The following is an 18,115-nucleotide window of genomic DNA, read 5'->3' on the forward strand; positions in this document are numbered from 1 at the left end:
TAATACCACGCTCACGCTCTTCTGGAGCGTTATCGATTTGTGCGAAATCTTTTGTCTCACCACCGAAAGTTTTAGTTAATACTGCAGAGATAGCAGCAGTTAACGTTGTTTTACCGTGGTCAACGTGGCCGATAGTACCAACGTTTACGTGCGGTTTCGAACGTTCAAATTTTTCTTTAGCCATTTTTCTTTTACCTTAAAAGTACTAAATGTAAATTAATAATTTATTGCTGCGCTGCGTTTAGTTATGTCTTAACAATAAGATTGTCAAGACAACGACTAACCGCCTCGCGATTCAATCACGGCGTCGGCAACATTCTTTGGTGCTTCGCTGTATTGTGCGAATTCCATCGAATAAGAAGCTCGACCTTGGGTTGCACTACGTAAGTCAGTAGCATAACCAAACATTTCTGCTAACGGCACTTGCGCATTAACAATTTTCAAACCGGCTGGACCTTCATCCATACCGTCGATCATGCCACGGCGACGGTTTAAGTCACCAACAACATCACCCATGTTTTCTTCAGGTGTTGTTACTTCAACCTTCATCATAGGTTCAAGCAACACTGGACTTGCTTCCATTGCACCTTTTTTAAAACCCATTGAGGCGGCAATTTTAAAGGCCATTTCGTTAGAGTCAACATCGTGGAATGAACCATCGTATAAAGTGACTTTAACATCTAGCATTGGGTAGCTGGCTAAAACACCAGATTCCATTTGCTCTTTACAACCTTTTTCTACCGCTGGAATGTACTCTTTTGGTACCACACCACCAACGATTTCATTAACAAATTCAAAGCCTTCTCCTTCAGGTAGTGGCTCCATCTTAAGCCATACATGACCAAATTGACCACGGCCACCTGATTGGCGAACGAATTTACCTTCCACTTCAACCGATGAGCGGATTGTTTCACGATAAGCAACCTGTGGCTTACCAACGTTACAATCGACTTTAAATTCGCGCATCATACGGTCAACGATGATATCTAAGTGTAGCTCACCCATGCCCGAAATAATGGTTTGGCCCGACTCTTCGTCAGTCTCTACACGGAACGATGGATCTTCTGCGGCAAGCTTACCCAAAGCAAGACCCATTTTTTCTTGGTCGGCTTTAGTTTTTGGCTCTACTGCAACAGAGATTACTGGCTCAGGGAATTCCATGCGTTCTAAGGTAATAACCTTGTTTGGATCACATAAAGTGTCACCTGTGGTCACATCTTTCATACCAATAGCGGCAGCGATGTCACCGGCGCGAACTTCTTTGATCTCTTCACGGTTGTTTGAGTGCATTTGCACAATACGACCAAAGCGCTCTTTTTTACCTTTGACTGGGTTATAAACAGTATCACCCGTTTGAACAACACCAGAATAAGTACGGAAGAAAGTCAATGTACCAACAAATGGGTCGGTAGCGATTTTAAATGCCAATGCAGCAAACGGCGCATTGTCATCGGCTTCACGTACACCCTCAGACTCGTCTTCGTTAATGCCTTTAATCGCTTCAACTTCTGTTGGTGCCGGCAAGTACTCAATGACTGCGTCTAATACAGCTTGAACACCTTTGTTTTTAAATGCACTGCCACACGCACACAAGATAATTTCATTGTTTAGCGTACGAGTGCGCAGACCGTGTTTAATTTCTTGTTCTGACAAGTCACCTTCTTCAAGGTATTTTTCCATTAACTCATCAGAGGCTTCTGCCGCTTCTGAAATAAGGTTTTCACGCCATTCTTCTGCAAGCTCAACCATATCAGCAGGAATGTCTTCATATGTGAAGGTCATACCTTGATCAGCTTCTGACCAGTTAATCGCCTTCATCTTAACTAGGTCGACAACTCCAGTGAAATCTTCTTCAGCGCCAATCGCTAATTGCATTGGTACAGCATTAGCACCTAGGCGAGTTTTCATTTGCTCGACAACATTGAGGAAGTTCGCACCCATACGGTCCATCTTGTTGACGAATACCATACGCGGAACCGAGTACTTTTCCATTTGACGCCAAACCGTTTCAGTTTGCGGTTGAACACCTGAAGAGGCGCAAAGTACTAATACAGCACCATCGAGTACACGTAATGAACGCTCTACCTCAATGGTAAAGTCAACGTGTCCCGGGGTGTCGATAATATTAATGCGGTGATCGTCAAATTGGGCTTCCATCCCTTTCCAGAAACAAGTGGTTGCCGCAGACGTAATAGTAATACCGCGCTCTTGTTCTTGTTCCATCCAGTCCATGGTGGCAGCGCCGTCGTGCACTTCACCTATTTTGTGTGATAGGCCAGTATAAAATAATACACGCTCGGTAGTCGTGGTTTTGCCTGCATCTACGTGAGCACAGATGCCAATATTTCGATAACGGTCGATAGGGGTCGTACGAGCCACTATTTTATCCTCATTTCAAAAGCAAATAAGCTAACATCAAACAACTCGTTGTAATGGTTTGATGTTAACTTACTGTAATTTTAAAGACTAAATTGCCGCGGATTTATTACAGAAAAGCGTAGCGCCCCAAAGGGACACTACGCTGTTCATAATTACCTTGGCGATTACCAGCGGTAATGAGCAAACGCTTTGTTTGCTTCGGCCATACGGTGAACGTCTTCACGCTTCTTAACCGCTGAACCTTTGTTGTCAGACGCATCTAACATTTCGTTAGCTAGGCGCTGAGCCATTGATTTTTCACCACGTTTACGAGCTGCTTCAACTAACCAACGCATGGCTAGTGCATTACGACGCACTGGACGAACTTCAACTGGAACTTGGTAAGTAGAACCACCAACACGACGAGACTTAACCTCTACTTGTGGGCGGATGTTTTCTAGAGCTTCTTCGAATAACTCTAAGTGCTCTTTACCTTCAACTTTGTCAGCTAAAATGTCTAATGCACCATAAACGATTTTTTCTGCAACAGCTTTTTTACCATCAACCATAAGGATGTTGATGAATTTTGCTAAAAGTTCATTATGGAACTTAGGATCTGGCAATATTTTACGTTGCCCTACGACGCGTCTTCTTGGCATCTTAAATTCTCCGTTTAATTCAGGGATTACCCAAAATTGTTAATAGTTTAAATTTGGCCTTACTTCACGGAAACCGTTAAGATTTAGGGCGCTTAGCACCGTACTTAGAACGGCCTTGTCTACGATCGTTAACACCTGAACAGTCAAGTGCGCCACGAACAGTGTGATAACGTACACCTGGTAAGTCTTTAACACGGCCACCACGGATTAAGATAACGCTATGCTCTTGTAAGTTGTGACCTTCACCACCAATGTATGAAGTTACTTCGAAGCCGTTAGTTAAACGAACACGAGCAACTTTACGTAGTGCTGAGTTAGGTTTTTTAGGCGTAGTAGTATATACACGAGTACATACACCACGGCGTTGCGGACATGCATCTAACGCTGGAACGTTAGACTTCGCAACTTTCTTGGTACGTGGCTTACGTACCAATTGGTTAATAGTTGCCATTATAGCTCCTGATTAAGTTAAAACATGTGTGAATGCTAATATTGCTATTAACTTCACACCCTCTTAAACGTGTAAAAATCAAACCTTTTTCATCAAGCGATACGAAACGCAGATTAAAAGGTCGCAGAATTCTAATGGTCAAGCTTTAAACTGTCAAGCAAAAACGAAAAAGGATCCTTTTTCCAATAAGAATTAGGATCCTGATTGTAGGGGCGAATTTAGTCGCCAATTCTCTAGAAGCAAAAAGGGCAGCTTTAACAAGCTGCCCTTTTGATTCAAACAATGTTACTTAAATTTATAACACTGGATCGTTCTGATCGTTCGAGTCAGCATCAAAGTCAGCATTTAACGCGTCAGTTAATGCTTTTTCTGCTTCATCTACTGATACTGTTACTTCTTCTTCAACACCTTGAGCACGCTTGCGCATACGATCTTGGTGATAAGCGTAACCTGTACCTGCAGGAATTAAGCGACCAACGATAACGTTTTCTTTCAAGCCGCGTAAGCCATCTTTCTTACCGCCAACAGCTGCTTCAGTAAGAACACGTGTGGTCTCCTGGAAAGACGCCGCTGAGATAAATGATTCAGTTGCAAGTGAGGCTTTAGTAATACCCATCATTTGCATTTCGAATTCAGCTGGTTGCTTACCTTGAGCTTCAAGCTCGCGGTTGGCGATGCGAACACGTGCTACTTCTAGCTGTTCACCTTTCAGGAATTCTGAATCACCTGCGTCTAAGATTTCACACTTGCGAATCATTTGACGAACGATAACTTCGATGTGCTTATCGTTGATTTTTACACCTTGTAAACGGTATACGTCTTGTACTTCGTTAACAATGTAGTTAGCAACGTCAGCAACACCACGCAAGCGCAAGATGTCATGTGGTGACTCTGGACCGTCGGCGATAACTTCACCTTTTTGAACTGATTCACCTTCGAACACGTTAAGTTGACGCCACTTAGGAATCATCTCTTCGTATACTTCACCGCTTGGCTGAGTAATCAATAAGCGACGCTTACCTTTAGTCTCTTTACCGAAACCAATGATACCTGTCTTCTCTGCAAGAATTGCGGGCTCTTTTGGCTTACGTGCTTCAAATAAGTCAGCAACACGCGGAAGACCACCGGTAATATCACGCGTTTTCGAAGACTCTTGAGGAATACGAGCAAGCGCGTCACCAATACCAACTTCTGCACCATCTTCTAGGTTAACAATCGCGTTACCCGCTAAGAAGTACTGGGCTGGAATTTCAGTGCCAGCGATCATCACATCGTTGCCCGCAGCATCAACTAGCTTAACCATTGGGCGCATTTCTTTACCCGCAGAGCTACGTTGGTTAGCATCAGTAACGACAATGCTAGATAGACCGGTTAACTCATCGGTTTGACGAGTCATTGTTAAACCTTCAATTAGGTCAACAAATTTAATCTTACCAGCTACCTCAGTAATGATTGGGTGAGTATGTGGATCCCAGTTGGCAACAATTTCGCCAGCTTCAATCGCTTCACCGTCTTTTTTACCTAGGATTGAACCGTAAGGAACTTTGTAACGCTCTTTCTCACGACCTAACTCATCGATAACAGTAAGTTCTGATGAACGTGAAGTGATTACTAGCTTGCCTTCTGAGTTTTCAACAAACTTAGCGTTTTGTAACTTCAAGGTACCGGTGTTCTTAACTTGAACACTGTTTTCTGCTGACGCTCGAGATGCCGCACCACCAATGTGGAACGTACGCATGGTAAGCTGTGTACCCGGCTCACCGATTGATTGTGCTGCCACAACACCAATCGCTTCACCTTGGTTAATCATATGACCACGTGCTAAATCACGACCGTAACAGTGAGCACAAATACCGTAATCTGTAGCACAAGTAATAATTGAACGTACTTTAACTTGGTCAACTGAGTGCTCTTCTAATAGATCACAAAGTTTCTCGTCAATTAACGTGTTACGCGGTAGTAATACGTCTTCAGTACCTGGAATCAATACGTCTTCACAAACAACACGACCTAGTACGCGCTCGCGCAATGGCTCAACAACATCACCACCTTCGATAAGCGGTGTCATTACTAGACCTTCGTGCGTACCACAATCGTGCTCTGTTACCACTAAATCTTGAGCAACGTCAACAAGACGACGTGTTAAGTAACCCGAGTTAGCTGTTTTAAGTGCGGTATCGGCAAGACCTTTACGAGCACCGTGAGTTGAGATGAAGTACTGTAGTACGTTTAGACCTTCACGGAAGTTCGCAGTAATTGGCGTTTCGATGATTGAACCATCTGGTTTTGCCATTAGACCACGCATACCCGCTAGCTGACGAATCTGTGCGGCACTACCACGAGCACCCGAGTCAGCCATCATGTAGATAGAGTTGAATGAGTCTTGCTCTTCCATCTCACCTTCGCGGTTTTCAACGTGCTCTTTCGATAAGTTGTCCATCATCGCTTTCGACACTTTTTCGTTAGCAGATGACCAAATATCGATAACTTTGTTGTACTTCTCACCAGCAGTTACAAGACCTTGATCGAATTGATCTTGAATCTCTTTAACTTCTTCTTCAGCGCCGTCGATGATGGTGTACTTCTCATCAGGAATAACCATATCGTCGATACCAACTGACGCACCAGCTACCATTGCGTAATGGAAACCTGTGTACATGATTTGGTCAGCAAAAATAACCGTGTCTTTAAGACCTAAGTTACGGTATGCGTGGTTAATCAAGCGCGAAATTGGCTTTTTACCTAATGGCTGATCAATTAACTCGTAAGGTAAACCCTTAGGACAAATTTGCCATAAAATAGCACGACCAACCGTAGTATCGCGTAGTGAAGTTTGTGCCACTAACTCACCTTCGCCGTTGCGAACGTGTTCAGTGATACGAATCTTAACGCGTGCGTGTAACTCAGCAACGCCGGTACGGTAAGCTTTTTCAGCTTCTTTAGTGTTGGCAAATACCATGCCTTCACCTTTACCGTTAACGCGATCGCGAGTTAAGTAGTAAAGACCTAATACAACGTCTTGTGAAGGAACGATAATTGGGTCACCGTTCGCAGGAGAAAGAACGTTGTTAGTCGACATCATTAACGCGCGAGCTTCTAGTTGAGCTTCAAGTGTTAATGGTACGTGAACCGCCATTTGGTCACCATCGAAGTCAGCGTTATAAGCCGCACAAACTAATGGATGTAAATGGATTGCCTTACCTTCGATAAGGACAGGTTCAAACGCTTGGATACCCAATCTGTGAAGTGTAGGTGCACGGTTAAGTAGCACTGGATGTTCACGAATAACTTCGTCTAATACATCCCATACTTCTGCGCCTTCGCGCTCTACTAATTTCTTAGCAGCTTTAATTGTTGTCGCTAAACCACGCGCTTCTAACTTGCCATAGATAAATGGCTTGAATAGCTCAAGTGCCATCTTCTTAGGAAGACCACATTGATGTAAACGCAAAGTAGGACCAACGGTAATTACAGAACGGCCAGAGTAGTCAACACGCTTACCAAGAAGGTTTTGACGGAAACGACCTTGCTTACCTTTGATCATGTCAGCAAGTGATTTCAATGGACGCTTGTTAGAACCAGTAATGGCGCGACCGCGACGACCGTTATCTAATAACGCATCAACTGACTCTTGTAACATACGCTTTTCGTTGCGCACGATAATGTCAGGTGCTACTAGGTCTAATAGACGCTTCAAACGGTTATTACGGTTGATAACACGACGGTATAAGTCGTTCAAATCAGACGTAGCGAAACGACCGCCATCTAGTGGTACTAGTGGACGTAAATCTGGTGGAAGAATTGGAAGAACAGACATGATCATCCACTCTGGCTTGTTGCCAGACTGAGCGAATGCTTCCATCAACTTTAAACGCTTAGTAATTTTCTTGCGCTTAGTTTCGCTGCCGATTTCTGGTAACTCTTCACGCATTTGCGCGATGTCGCCTTCAAGGTCAATTTGCTCTAATAACGCAAGTACTGCTTCAGCACCCATTTTCGCGTCGAACTCGTCACCGTGCTCTTCTAACGCGTCAAGGTATTCTTCTTCAGTAAGAATTTGGCTTTTTTCTAATGTTGTCATACCAGGCTCGGTAACAACATAAGACTCAAAGTAAAGAACGCGCTCAATATCACGCAAGGTCATATCAAGTAATAAACCAATGCGAGATGGCAATGATTTTAAGAACCAAATATGTGCCACTGGGCTTGCTAGCTCAATGTGACCCATACGCTCACGACGTACTTTAGTTAACGTTACTTCTACACCACATTTTTCACAAATAACACCGCGGTGCTTAAGGCGCTTGTACTTACCACAAAGACATTCGTAGTCTTTTACTGGGCCGAAGATGCGGGCACAGAATAAACCATCACGCTCAGGTTTGAACGTACGGTAGTTGATAGTTTCAGGCTTTTTAACTTCACCGAATGACCATGAACGGATCATGTCTGGTGAAGCTAGGCCGATGCGAATACCATCGAATTCTTCAGTTTGATTTTGTTGCTTAAGAAACTTAAGTAAATCTTTCACACTCTATCTCCTGTCGGAGTTAACCTTTGGTTAAGCGGTAAATATCGCTGTAAATTTACCGCTAACCCTGCATATATTTTTAGTCTACTGGACTAAGGTATAAACCTAATGGGCTTATTGGTTTTCTTCATCTAATTCGATGTTGATACCCAATGAGCGAATCTCTTTTAACAATACGTTAAACGATTCAGGCATACCTGGTTCCATTCTGTGATCGCCGTCAACTAAGTTCTTATACATCTTAGTACGACCGTTAACGTCATCAGACTTAACCGTAAGCATTTCCTGTAGGGTATAAGCAGCACCGTATGCTTCAAGTGCCCATACTTCCATCTCACCGAAGCGCTGACCACCAAACTGAGCTTTACCACCAAGTGGTTGCTGAGTAACAAGTGAGTAAGAACCAGTAGAACGCGCATGCATCTTGTCATCAACTAAGTGGTTTAGTTTCAGCATGTACATGTAACCAACAGTTACCGGACGCTCAAACTCGCGACCAGTACGACCGTCAGTTAAGATAAACTGACCGCTTTCTGGCATATCTGCTAGTTTGAATAGCTCTTTGATTTCTTTCTCGCTCGCACCGTCAAATACTGGTGTTGCGATTGGTAAACCGGCGCGTAAGTTCTGTGCTAAACGTTGTACTTCGTCGTCAGAGAAGCTATCGATATCAACTTCCTGGCGAGACTCACCTAAGTTGTAAACTTCTTTCAAGAACTCGCGTAACTTAGCCACTTCTTGCTGAGCTTTGATCATGCGATCAATCTTCTCACCAATACCGCGCGCTGCCATACCCAAGTGGGTTTCAAGGATCTGACCGATGTTCATCCGCGATGGTACACCTAGTGGGTTAAGTACGATATCAACCGGCACACCGTTTTGGTCGTACGGCATATCTTCTACAGGTACTACGTTTGAGATAACACCCTTGTTACCGTGACGACCAGCCATCTTATCACCCGGTTGGATGCGACGCTTAACCGCTAGGTAAACTTTAACAATTTTCAAGACGCCAGGTTGTAAGTCATCACCTTGAGTGATCTTACGACGCTTAGTTTCGAACTTCTTATCGAACTCAGCTTTAATGGCATCGTATTGTTCAGCAATTTGCTCAAGTTCCGCTTGTTGACCTTCGTCACTCAAGCTTTGCTCTAACCACTTGTCGCGAGACATGCCGTTAAGCTCAGACTCGTTTAAGCCAGCTGAAAGCAATAGTTTCTTAGCACGTGCGTAGATGCCGTCTTCTAAAATGCTGAACTCATCGCCCAAGTCTTTCTTAACTTGGCTAAGTTGCATTTCTTCAATTTCTAAGGCGCGCTTGTCTTTTTCAACACCGTCACGGGTGAAGATTTGAACGTCGATGATAGTACCTGATACTGAGTTAGGTACGCGTAATGAGCTGTCTTTAACGTCAGCTGCTTTTTCACCGAAAATTGCGCGTAGAAGTTTTTCTTCTGGCGTAAGTTGAGTTTCACCTTTAGGGGTTACTTTACCCACTAAGATATCGCCGCCGTTTACTTCAGCACCGATGTAAACAACACCAGATTCATCAAGCTTGCTGAGCGCTGATTCACCTACGTTAGGAATATCAGAAGTGATTTCTTCTGAACCTAGCTTAGTGTCACGGGCAATACAGCTTAATTCTTGAATGTGAATAGTCGTGAAACGGTCTTCCTGAGCAACGCGCTCAGAGATCAACATTGAATCCTCAAAGTTGTAACCATTCCAAGGCATGAACGCGATACGCATGTTTTGACCAAGTGCCAAATCACCCATATCCGTTGATGGACCATCTGCTAATACGTCACCGCGAACCACTGGCTCACCAACGCGACAGTTAGGACGTTGGTTAATACACGTATTTTGGTTAGAACGGGTGTACTTGGTTAAGTTGTAGATGTCGATACCAGCTTCACCAGGAATCATTTCATCTTCGTTAACTTTAACTACGATACGAGACGCGTCAACGTAATCAACCACACCACCGCGCTTAGCAACAGCCGTTACACCAGAGTCAACTGCGATAACTTTTTCCATACCTGTACCAACTAACGGCTTATCAGCTTTAAGTGTTGGTACGGCTTGACGTTGCATGTTCGCACCCATCAAGGCACGGTTAGCATCATCGTGCTCTAGGAACGGGATAAGTGACGCCGCAACAGAAACGATTTGTTGTGGTGAAACGTCCATATATTGAACTGATTCAGCCGACATTAACGTGAATTCGTTTTTGTGACGACAAGGCACTAAACCGTCAACTAATTTGCCATCTGCATCAACTTCAGCGTTGGTTTGTGCGATAACGAAGTTACCTTCTTCAATCGCTGATAGGTAATCAACTTCATCAGTCACTACACCGTCAACAATTTTGCGGTATGGCGTTTCTAGGAAACCGTAGTCATTTGTACGCGCGTAACACGAAAGCGAGTTGATCAAACCGATGTTTGGACCTTCAGGCGTTTCGATTGGACAAACGCGACCGTAGTGAGTTGGGTGAACATCTCGAACTTCGAAGCCCGCGCGTTCACGCGTTAAACCACCTGGGCCTAATGCAGAGATACGACGCTTATGCGTTACTTCTGATAACGGGTTGTTTTGATCCATAAACTGTGAAAGTTGTGATGAACCAAAGAATTCTTTAACTGCTGCAGAAATAGGCTTAGCATTGATTAAGTCTTGTGGCATTACTGCGTCTAAATCGCCTAATGATAGACGCTCACGAACAGCACGCTCAACACGAACTAGACCAACGCGGAATTGGTTCTCGGCCATTTCACCAACGCTGCGGATACGACGGTTACCTAAGTGGTCAATATCGTCGACTTCGCCTTTACCATCACGGATGGCAATTAAAGTCTTCATTACCGCGATAATATCGTCGTTTGACAATACACCTTCGCCAGTTTCGTCAGAGAAACCAACGCGACGATTGAACTTCATACGACCAACCGTTGATAAGTCGTAACGCTCTAATGAGAAGAATAAGTTAGCGAATAATGCTTCAGCTGCGTCTTTTGTTGGTGGCTCACCAGGACGCATCATGCGGTAGATTTCAACTAATGCTTCTAAGCGGTTAGTGGTGCTATCGACGCGGATTGTATCCGACATATATGAACCAACATCGAATTCGTTCATATATAAAGTAGAGAGTGACTTGTGACCTGCTTGGCTTAACTCAGCCAATAGTTCTAAGGTAATTTCAGCGTTAGCTTCAGCAACCACTTCACCCGTTGATTCATCAACATAAGCTTGTGATAACACTTTACCTACGATGTACTCTGCTGGTACTTCTAATTCACTGACATTTTCTTTTGACAATGCGCGAATGTGACGAGCAGTAATACGACGACCTTGCTCAACTAAGACATCACCGTTTGGCATTTTGATGTCAAAGGTGGCGGTTTCACCGCGCAAGCGCTCAGGAACAAGTTCCATGATCAACTTATCGCCTTTGATTTCAAACGCAGTTGTGTCGTAGAAAAGGTCTAAAATTTCTTCAGTTGAATACTCTAATGCACGTAGGATGATCGACGCAGGTAATTTACGACGACGGTCAATACGAACAAAGAGATTGTCTTTTGGATCAAATTCGAAATCCAACCAAGAACCACGGTAAGGAATAACACGTGCGTTATAAAGCACTTTACCCGAAGAGTGTGTCTTACCTTTGTCGTGATCGAAAAATACGCCCGGTGAACGGTGTAATTGAGAAACAATAACACGCTCAGTACCATTGATAACAAATGTACCGTTTTCAGTCATCAATGGGATTTCACCCATGTAAACTTCTTGTTCTTTGATATCTTTTACTGTACCAGCAGGTGCGTCTTTATCATAAAGTACTAAACGCAACTTAACGCGCAATGGAGCTGAATAGGTAACACCACGGATTTGACACTCTTTAACGTCAAACAATGGCTCACCTAAGCGATAGCTTACGTATTGTAATTCTGAGCTACCTGAATAGCTTTTTATTGGGAAAATAGAACGGAAAGCGGCTTCTAGGCCAGTCTCCCCTGTTGGATCAATATCAATAAACTTACGGAAAGATTCGAGTTGGATGGACAACAAGAATGGATAATCCATTACCTGTGCACTTTTACCAAAGTCCTTTCTAATTCGTTTCTTCTCAGAGTAAGAGTAAACCATGGGGTTCCTCAGCTTGCTGGTTATGGCCGAATCTGTCATAAAGACAGCTTGTACTTTGTATTAATCACTTGGCTGTTGCGGCCAGATTAATACGCGATGCTACTCAACTGAACAAATTCTATGGATAGAAATGCATAGAACTAAGCATCAAATAATGCACTGTTTTGGTTTAAAAAAAAACCACTTTCTTTAGCGCAAAAAGGCCGGTGACGTTTAAATCACCAGCCAGTGCCTTTTCAGGCAAATAATCTGTCAGAAGACAGATTATTTGATAGCAACAGTTGCACCTGCTTCTTCAAGATCTTTCTTAAGAGCTTCAGCTTCTTCTTTAGAAACACCTTCTTTAAGAGCTTTAGGAGCTGATTCAACAACTTCTTTAGCTTCTTTAAGACCAAGACCAGTAGCACCACGTACTGCCTTGATAACAGCAACTTTGTTGCCACCGAAGCTTTCTAATACTACGTCGAATTCAGTTTGCTCAGCAGCAGCAGCGCCTGCGTCACCACCAGCAACAGCAACAGCTGCAGCAGCAGAAACACCGAACTTCTCTTCCATTGCTTCGATTAATTCAACAACGTCCATTACTGACATTTCAGCAATAGCATTTAGGATATCGTCTTTAGAAATAGACATTATGTAATTTCCTACTTTTAATAAACAGACTTCTTAATAAGTGAATGTCTGCTTGAAATAACTATTAATACAAAAAGTGCTGGTTCTCTGTAGAGAGAAAAAATTAAGCAGCTTCTTGCTCTTTCTGATCGCGAATTGCTGCAATCGTGCGGCATAGTTTGCCTGCAGATGCTTCTTTCATAGCGCTCATCAAACGTGCAATTGCTTCGTCGTAAGTTGGTAGCTTAGCTAATAACTGTACGTCAACAACATCACCTTCGTACGCTGCAGTTTTTAATTCAAAAACTTCGTTTTCTTTAGCGAAGTCAGAGAATAAACGCGCAGCAGCACCTGGGTGCTCGCTTGAGAATGCGATTAGTGAAGGACCAACGAATGAATCTTTCAAACATTCGAACTCAGTACCTTCTACTGCACGACGTGCTAAAGTGTTACGGACAACTTTCATCCATACACCGTTTTCACGTGCTTGCTTACGCAATGCAGTAATCGCTTCAACTGTTACACCGCGAGAATCGGCAACAACAGCTGATAGAGCGCCAGTGGCAGCTTCTTGAACTTCAGCAACAATTGCTTTTTTGTCATCAAGATTGATAGCCATCGGCTTATAACTCCTGGTTCAACCGGAAATCCGGTATTTACAACTCCTAACCAACTGCAAATAACAATCAGCTAGGCCATTACGGCGAGAGCCAGAAATTTAAGGAAATATCTGGGTAATCACCATCTACGTAGGAAAATTAAGATTTCACTTCCAAAATACATCGAAAATTCCATCACCTACGGTCTTTGACGGGGGTTGTTCACAAAATTGACTTAAAATAAAGTCAAAGCGAACAACTCCTACCAAAAATTGAGGGGCGAAATTATAGTTCAATAATTAGCCCCTGTAAAGTTAGCGATAATAAATTTTTATCGTCGCTAACTTAGCAAAACATTATAAAGTTAAGCTCGCTTGGTTAACGATAACACCGGCACCCATAGTCGTAGAAACAGAAACTTTCTTAATGTATTGACCTTTAGCATTAGCAGGCTTAGCTTTCTTAAGCGCTTCTAATAAAGCTTCAAGGTTTTGTTGTAACTTAGCGTCTTCAAAGTCAACCTTACCGATAGTAGTATGGATGATACCATTCTTATCATTACGGTAACGAACCTGACCCGCTTTAGCGTTGTTTACAGCAGTAACAACGTCTGGCGTTACAGTGCCAACTTTCGGGTTAGGCATAAGGCCACGTGGACCTAAGATTTGACCTAACTGACCAACAACACGCATTGCGTCAGGAGTAGCAATAACTACGTCAAAGTCCATGTTACCGGCTTTAACTTGCTCTGCTAAATCTTCCATACCTACAACGTCAGCACCTGCTTCTTTCGCTTTGTCTGCATTTGCACCTTGAGTGAAAACAGCAACGCGAACATCACGACCAGTACCGTTAGGTAGTACAGTAGCACCACGAACGTTTTGGTCTGATTTACGAGCATCAATACCTAAGTTAACAGCAACATCAACACTTTCTTTGAAGTTAGCAGTTGCTAATTCTTTAAGAAGTGCTAAAGCTTCGTTGATTTCATATTCTTTTAATACGTCTACTTTTTCACGGATAAGACGAGCGCGTTTTGATAATTTAGCCATTGATTAACCCTCTACCACTAAACCCATTGAACGAGCTGAACCCGCGATTGTACGTACCGCTGCATCTAAATCACCAGCAGTTAAATCTGGTTCTTTAGTCTTAACGATTTCTTCAAGTTGTGCACGAGTCACAGTACCTACTTTTTCAGTGTTAGGACGACCTGAACCACTCTTGATACCAGCAGCTTTCTTAAGTAAGTAAGAAGCAGGTGGAGTTTTAGTTTCAAAAGTGAACGAGCGATCGTTGTATACAGTGATAACTACAGGAACTGGTGCGCCTTTTTCTAAAGACTCTGTACGTGCGTTGAACGCTTTACAGAATTCCATGATGTTAACACCGTGTTGACCTAACGCAGGACCAACTGGTGGCGACGGGTTAGCTGCACCAGCAGCAACTTGAAGCTTGATTAAAGCTTGGACTTTTTTAGCCATTTTAAAATACCTTTATTATGGGTAATAACGCTAGCCACTTATCCCCTATTACAAGGCCATAAGTTGGCACAACACCAAATGATGTTAGCTCCCCGTGGATCATTAAGAACGTTTTTATCTGAGTGAAAAACATCAGCCAAATAAAAACGGCAGCGGATTATAAATTAACCAGCTGCCGAGTTTCAAGTGTTATCTAAAACAAAGCGAAATTATTGGCTAATCACGGTGGAAAATGGCTATTTATTCTTCTTTTTCGATAATTAACTTGCGATGTGGGAATGGGATTTCGACACCCGCTTGATCAAGCGCCTGTTTAATTTGCTCAGGCACTGAATACAAAATATCAAAATAGTGCTCACCGTGACAAAACGGTCGAACCCTAAAATCGACCGAGCTGTCGTTTAACGATTCAACCTCAACAAAAGGCGCTGGGTCTTTCAAAATATTTGGATGCGCAGCCATTACATCATTAATAATTTTCTTAACCTTGGCGCTGTCCTCTTTATATGCGACACCAAATAGCATATCAACGCCGCGAATTTTGTGATGTGAGTGGTTGATGATTTGTGCACCCCAAATTTGCGAATTTGGAATGATGATTTGTTGATTATCAAAAGTTTGCAGCACAGTGGTAAACAGGTCTATTTCAGTAACATTGCCAAACCGGCCAGCAGCGTCAATAAAATCTCCAACTTTGTAAGGGCGAAATACCAGTAACATCACCCCTGCGGCTAAGTTTGACAGTGTGCCTTGCAGCGCCAAACCAACGGCGAGACCCGCAGCACCTAACAGCGCAACAATTGACGCCGTTTGTACGCCAAAGCGATTTAATACTGCAATAACAACGAAGGCTAAAACGATGTACTTGCCTAAGCTGCCTAAAAAGCGAAATAAAGTGTCGTCGAGTTTTTCGTGGCTCTCGCCCATTTTACAAATGCCGCGGTTAACTTTGCTAGCAATGTAGATACCGACAATAAGAATAGCCGCCGCGAACAACACATTGGTCATGCCAGCGATCACCGCTGGTAAGTAGTCTTCTAAATTAAAATTATTGATAAACTCTTGCATATCCATCCCTTAACTCATTATTAGCAACTACCACTGTAGACTAGCAATAAGGAGATCGGCAAGGAGAATAGTTTTTACTTTCTGAAAAGAGCGTCTATTGAGCAAATCAGGAAAGCGCGTTAGAAGTTTTATTCCAAGCATAAACGCTGCTCCTAGCCATCTGACGTATATGGATATACTAATGCCTTGGTAGTCATGGATGACGAGAAAGGCCATGGCTTCGCTGTATAAATACATCCGTGTATAAAAAAACGCTGACCGAAGCCAGCGTTTTTCAAATCAAATAAGGTTGGTTTATTAACCTTTCTCTACTTGAGAGAATTCTAGGTCAACTGGTGTTGAACGACCAAAGATAAGTACCGATACTTTAATGCGGTTCTTCTCGTAGTCGAGCTCTTCAACCACACCATTAAAGTCAGCAAATGGACCATCAATAACGCGAATAACTTCACCCACTTCAAATAGTGTTTTCGGCTTCGGCTTATCAGTTGAATCTTCAAGGCGCTGTAAAATGCGGTCTGCTTCACGTTGAGTGATTGGTGCAGGACGGTCACTAGTGCCACCGATGAAACCAAGCACACGTGGTACAGATTTAACTAAGTGCCATGCTTCTTCATCCATTGCCATTTCAACTAAAACATAGCCAGGGAAGAACTTACGAGCACTTTTGCGCTTTTGACCGGCACGCATTTCAACAACTTCTTCAGTTGGTACTAAGATTTGACCAAATTTATCCGCTAAACCGTGAATTTCAATATGCTCGATTAGCGTTTTTTGCACGCGTGCTTCATAGCCAGAAAAAGCTTGAACAACATACCAGCGCAACTTTGGCTTATTTTCGCCAGTAATAGTTTCTTCAGTCATAATTAACCAACTTGTAATCCAGTAACTAGGCCAACTAACCAGAATAATACTGAGTCAAGGCCCCATAACAATAGTGACATTAATAAGGTTGCAACCAATACAATACCTGTGGTTTGTACTGCTTCTTGACGCGTAGGCCAAACAACTTTGCGTACTTCAGTGCGCGCTTCTTTAGCAAAAGCGATGGCATTGCGACCCTTTTCAGTTTGCGCAGCAATTAAACCAGCAATAACAACTGCTGCAACAACTGCAATAGCACGAACTAATACTGATTCGCTACCATAAATGTAGTTACCGACAACCGCACCAATTAAAATAAGGAAGGTTGCTCCCCATTTTAATGAATCAAGAGAACCACTTGTTTGGTTTTCTGTACTTGTACTCATACTTTTGACCTATTACTACTCGTCTATTAAGACTGCCCTAGGGCTGCTTTATGCAGTCAAAACCAATACTACATCGACTACACTTATTGATAATTTGGCAGGGGTAGAGAGATTCGAACTCCCAACCGTCGGTTTTGGAGACCGCTGTTCTACCAATTGGAACTATACCCCTTTAATTTTTATATAAAGCTTTATTTCGCGCTTTCAACCAAATAGATGAACAAAATTTGGTTACACTTGTCGGGTGATTCTTAGTTTGTTTGGGAAAATTAAGACTAACACGAGAAGTGAAGCGACATTATACTGAGTCAAACATTTTACTCAAGCGATATTTGCCGGAATTAACAGCAAATAAAATAATGCTAGCAACAAACAGATACAAGAGGTTTGCGTTAGTTGGGACTAGAAAAGCAGCTGTGGCTCAGATGCCAATTTATCAGTCAAATAGGCTTCTGGTGTAATCCGATCACCAATTTTATTGAGTATTTCTACTTTGCCCTCACAAACAGCAATTATTGACTTGCCCTGCTTAAACGACTCAGGCAAGACAACACGGCCGTGTTCACTCACGTCGAACTCGCCTAATTGATGGCAAAGCTCTAGTGAATGATCGTGATAATAAATCACTGTGACTAACTTTGATGACAACATATAAAACCCAATAACAACGCATATAAGCCTATTTTGGTACTAGCTACTTACAAAGCTGGTAAACCAGGATAAACTGGCGAAAAAGTATACCACAGCACAATATCATTTCACAGCAAATTAGTGCTTTAACTCTAGAGTATTGTTTAAGTTGAATTTTCTGTTTATTTATCGGGTAAAAACAAAAAGAGCAGCCATTGGCTGCTCTTTAAATTTATTAGATGGTTTGTTTCACCATAACTATTAACTCTTTTATCGCTTGATAACCAAAGGGTTAACAAGGCGGGAAAACGGAGCATACAAGTG

General features: G+C 42.8%; 14 protein-coding genes and 1 tRNA gene. All 15 read right to left on the reverse strand.

Annotated elements, in window-relative coordinates; genetic code table 11:
* Positions 1-184 (reverse strand): GTP-binding protein (locus tag J7384_RS18725; protein WP_247741806.1); only part of this gene is annotated, 184 nt, incomplete at its 3' end.
* Between the two features lie 95 nt (positions 185-279).
* Entirely contained in the window at positions 280-2,379 is a 2,100-nt protein-coding gene (gene fusA / locus J7384_RS18730) for an elongation factor G (protein WP_209116078.1), read from the reverse strand.
* A gap of 164 nt (positions 2,380-2,543) precedes the next feature.
* A complete protein-coding gene (gene rpsG, locus J7384_RS18735; protein ID WP_209116079.1) occupies positions 2,544-3,017 on the reverse strand; it encodes a 30S ribosomal protein S7 in 474 nt (157 codons plus the stop codon).
* Between the two features lie 76 nt (positions 3,018-3,093).
* Positions 3,094-3,468 carry a 30S ribosomal protein S12 gene (gene rpsL / locus J7384_RS18740; RefSeq protein WP_209116080.1) on the reverse strand — a complete coding sequence of 125 codons (375 nt, stop codon included), beginning with the start codon at positions 3,466-3,468 and terminating at the stop codon, positions 3,094-3,096.
* A gap of 295 nt (positions 3,469-3,763) precedes the next feature.
* Positions 3,764-7,999 (reverse strand): DNA-directed RNA polymerase subunit beta', encoded by a 4,236-nt coding sequence (gene rpoC / locus J7384_RS18745; RefSeq protein ID WP_209116081.1) that lies wholly within the window; start codon positions 7,997-7,999, stop codon positions 3,764-3,766.
* A gap of 114 nt (positions 8,000-8,113) precedes the next feature.
* Entirely contained in the window at positions 8,114-12,148 is a 4,035-nt protein-coding gene (gene rpoB / locus J7384_RS18750) for a DNA-directed RNA polymerase subunit beta (protein WP_209116082.1), read from the reverse strand.
* Between the two features lie 264 nt (positions 12,149-12,412).
* A complete protein-coding gene (rplL, locus tag J7384_RS18755) occupies positions 12,413-12,781 on the reverse strand; it encodes a 50S ribosomal protein L7/L12 (RefSeq protein ID WP_209116083.1) in 369 nt (122 codons plus the stop codon).
* A 103-nt stretch (positions 12,782-12,884) separates the two neighbouring features.
* Positions 12,885-13,379 carry a 50S ribosomal protein L10 gene (gene rplJ / locus J7384_RS18760; protein WP_209116084.1) on the reverse strand — a complete coding sequence of 165 codons (495 nt, stop codon included), beginning with the start codon at positions 13,377-13,379 and terminating at the stop codon, positions 12,885-12,887.
* A gap of 336 nt (positions 13,380-13,715) precedes the next feature.
* The gene (gene rplA / locus J7384_RS18765) at positions 13,716-14,411 is read right to left on the reverse strand and encodes a 50S ribosomal protein L1 (RefSeq protein ID WP_209116085.1); all 696 of its coding nucleotides are present in this window, start codon (positions 14,409-14,411) and stop codon (positions 13,716-13,718) included.
* 3 nt (positions 14,412-14,414) lie between these two features.
* Positions 14,415-14,843: a 50S ribosomal protein L11 gene (rplK, locus tag J7384_RS18770; protein ID WP_209116086.1), complete on the reverse strand. Its 429-nt coding sequence runs from the start codon at positions 14,841-14,843 to the stop codon at positions 14,415-14,417.
* 240 nt (positions 14,844-15,083) lie between these two features.
* Positions 15,084-15,911, reverse strand: a complete 828-nt coding sequence (locus tag J7384_RS18775) for a mechanosensitive ion channel domain-containing protein (RefSeq protein ID WP_209116087.1) — start codon at positions 15,909-15,911, stop codon at positions 15,084-15,086.
* Positions 15,912-16,208: 297 nt separating this feature from the next.
* On the reverse strand, positions 16,209-16,775 hold the full coding sequence (gene nusG, locus J7384_RS18780; protein WP_209116088.1) for a transcription termination/antitermination protein NusG: 567 nt from the start codon (positions 16,773-16,775) through the stop codon (positions 16,209-16,211).
* A gap of 2 nt (positions 16,776-16,777) precedes the next feature.
* Positions 16,778-17,161: a preprotein translocase subunit SecE gene (secE, locus tag J7384_RS18785; protein WP_209116089.1), complete on the reverse strand. Its 384-nt coding sequence runs from the start codon at positions 17,159-17,161 to the stop codon at positions 16,778-16,780.
* Between the two features lie 95 nt (positions 17,162-17,256).
* Positions 17,257-17,333 (reverse strand) — tRNA-Trp (locus tag J7384_RS18790).
* 230 nt (positions 17,334-17,563) lie between these two features.
* On the reverse strand, positions 17,564-17,812 hold the full coding sequence (locus J7384_RS18795) for a TIGR02922 family protein (RefSeq protein WP_209116090.1): 249 nt from the start codon (positions 17,810-17,812) through the stop codon (positions 17,564-17,566).
* Positions 17,813-18,115: the final 303 nt, after the last annotated feature.

Source organism: Endozoicomonas sp. G2_1 (assembly GCF_017744155.1).
In the GTDB taxonomy this organism is placed as follows: Bacteria; Pseudomonadota; Gammaproteobacteria; order Enterobacterales; family Alteromonadaceae; genus JAGHQT01.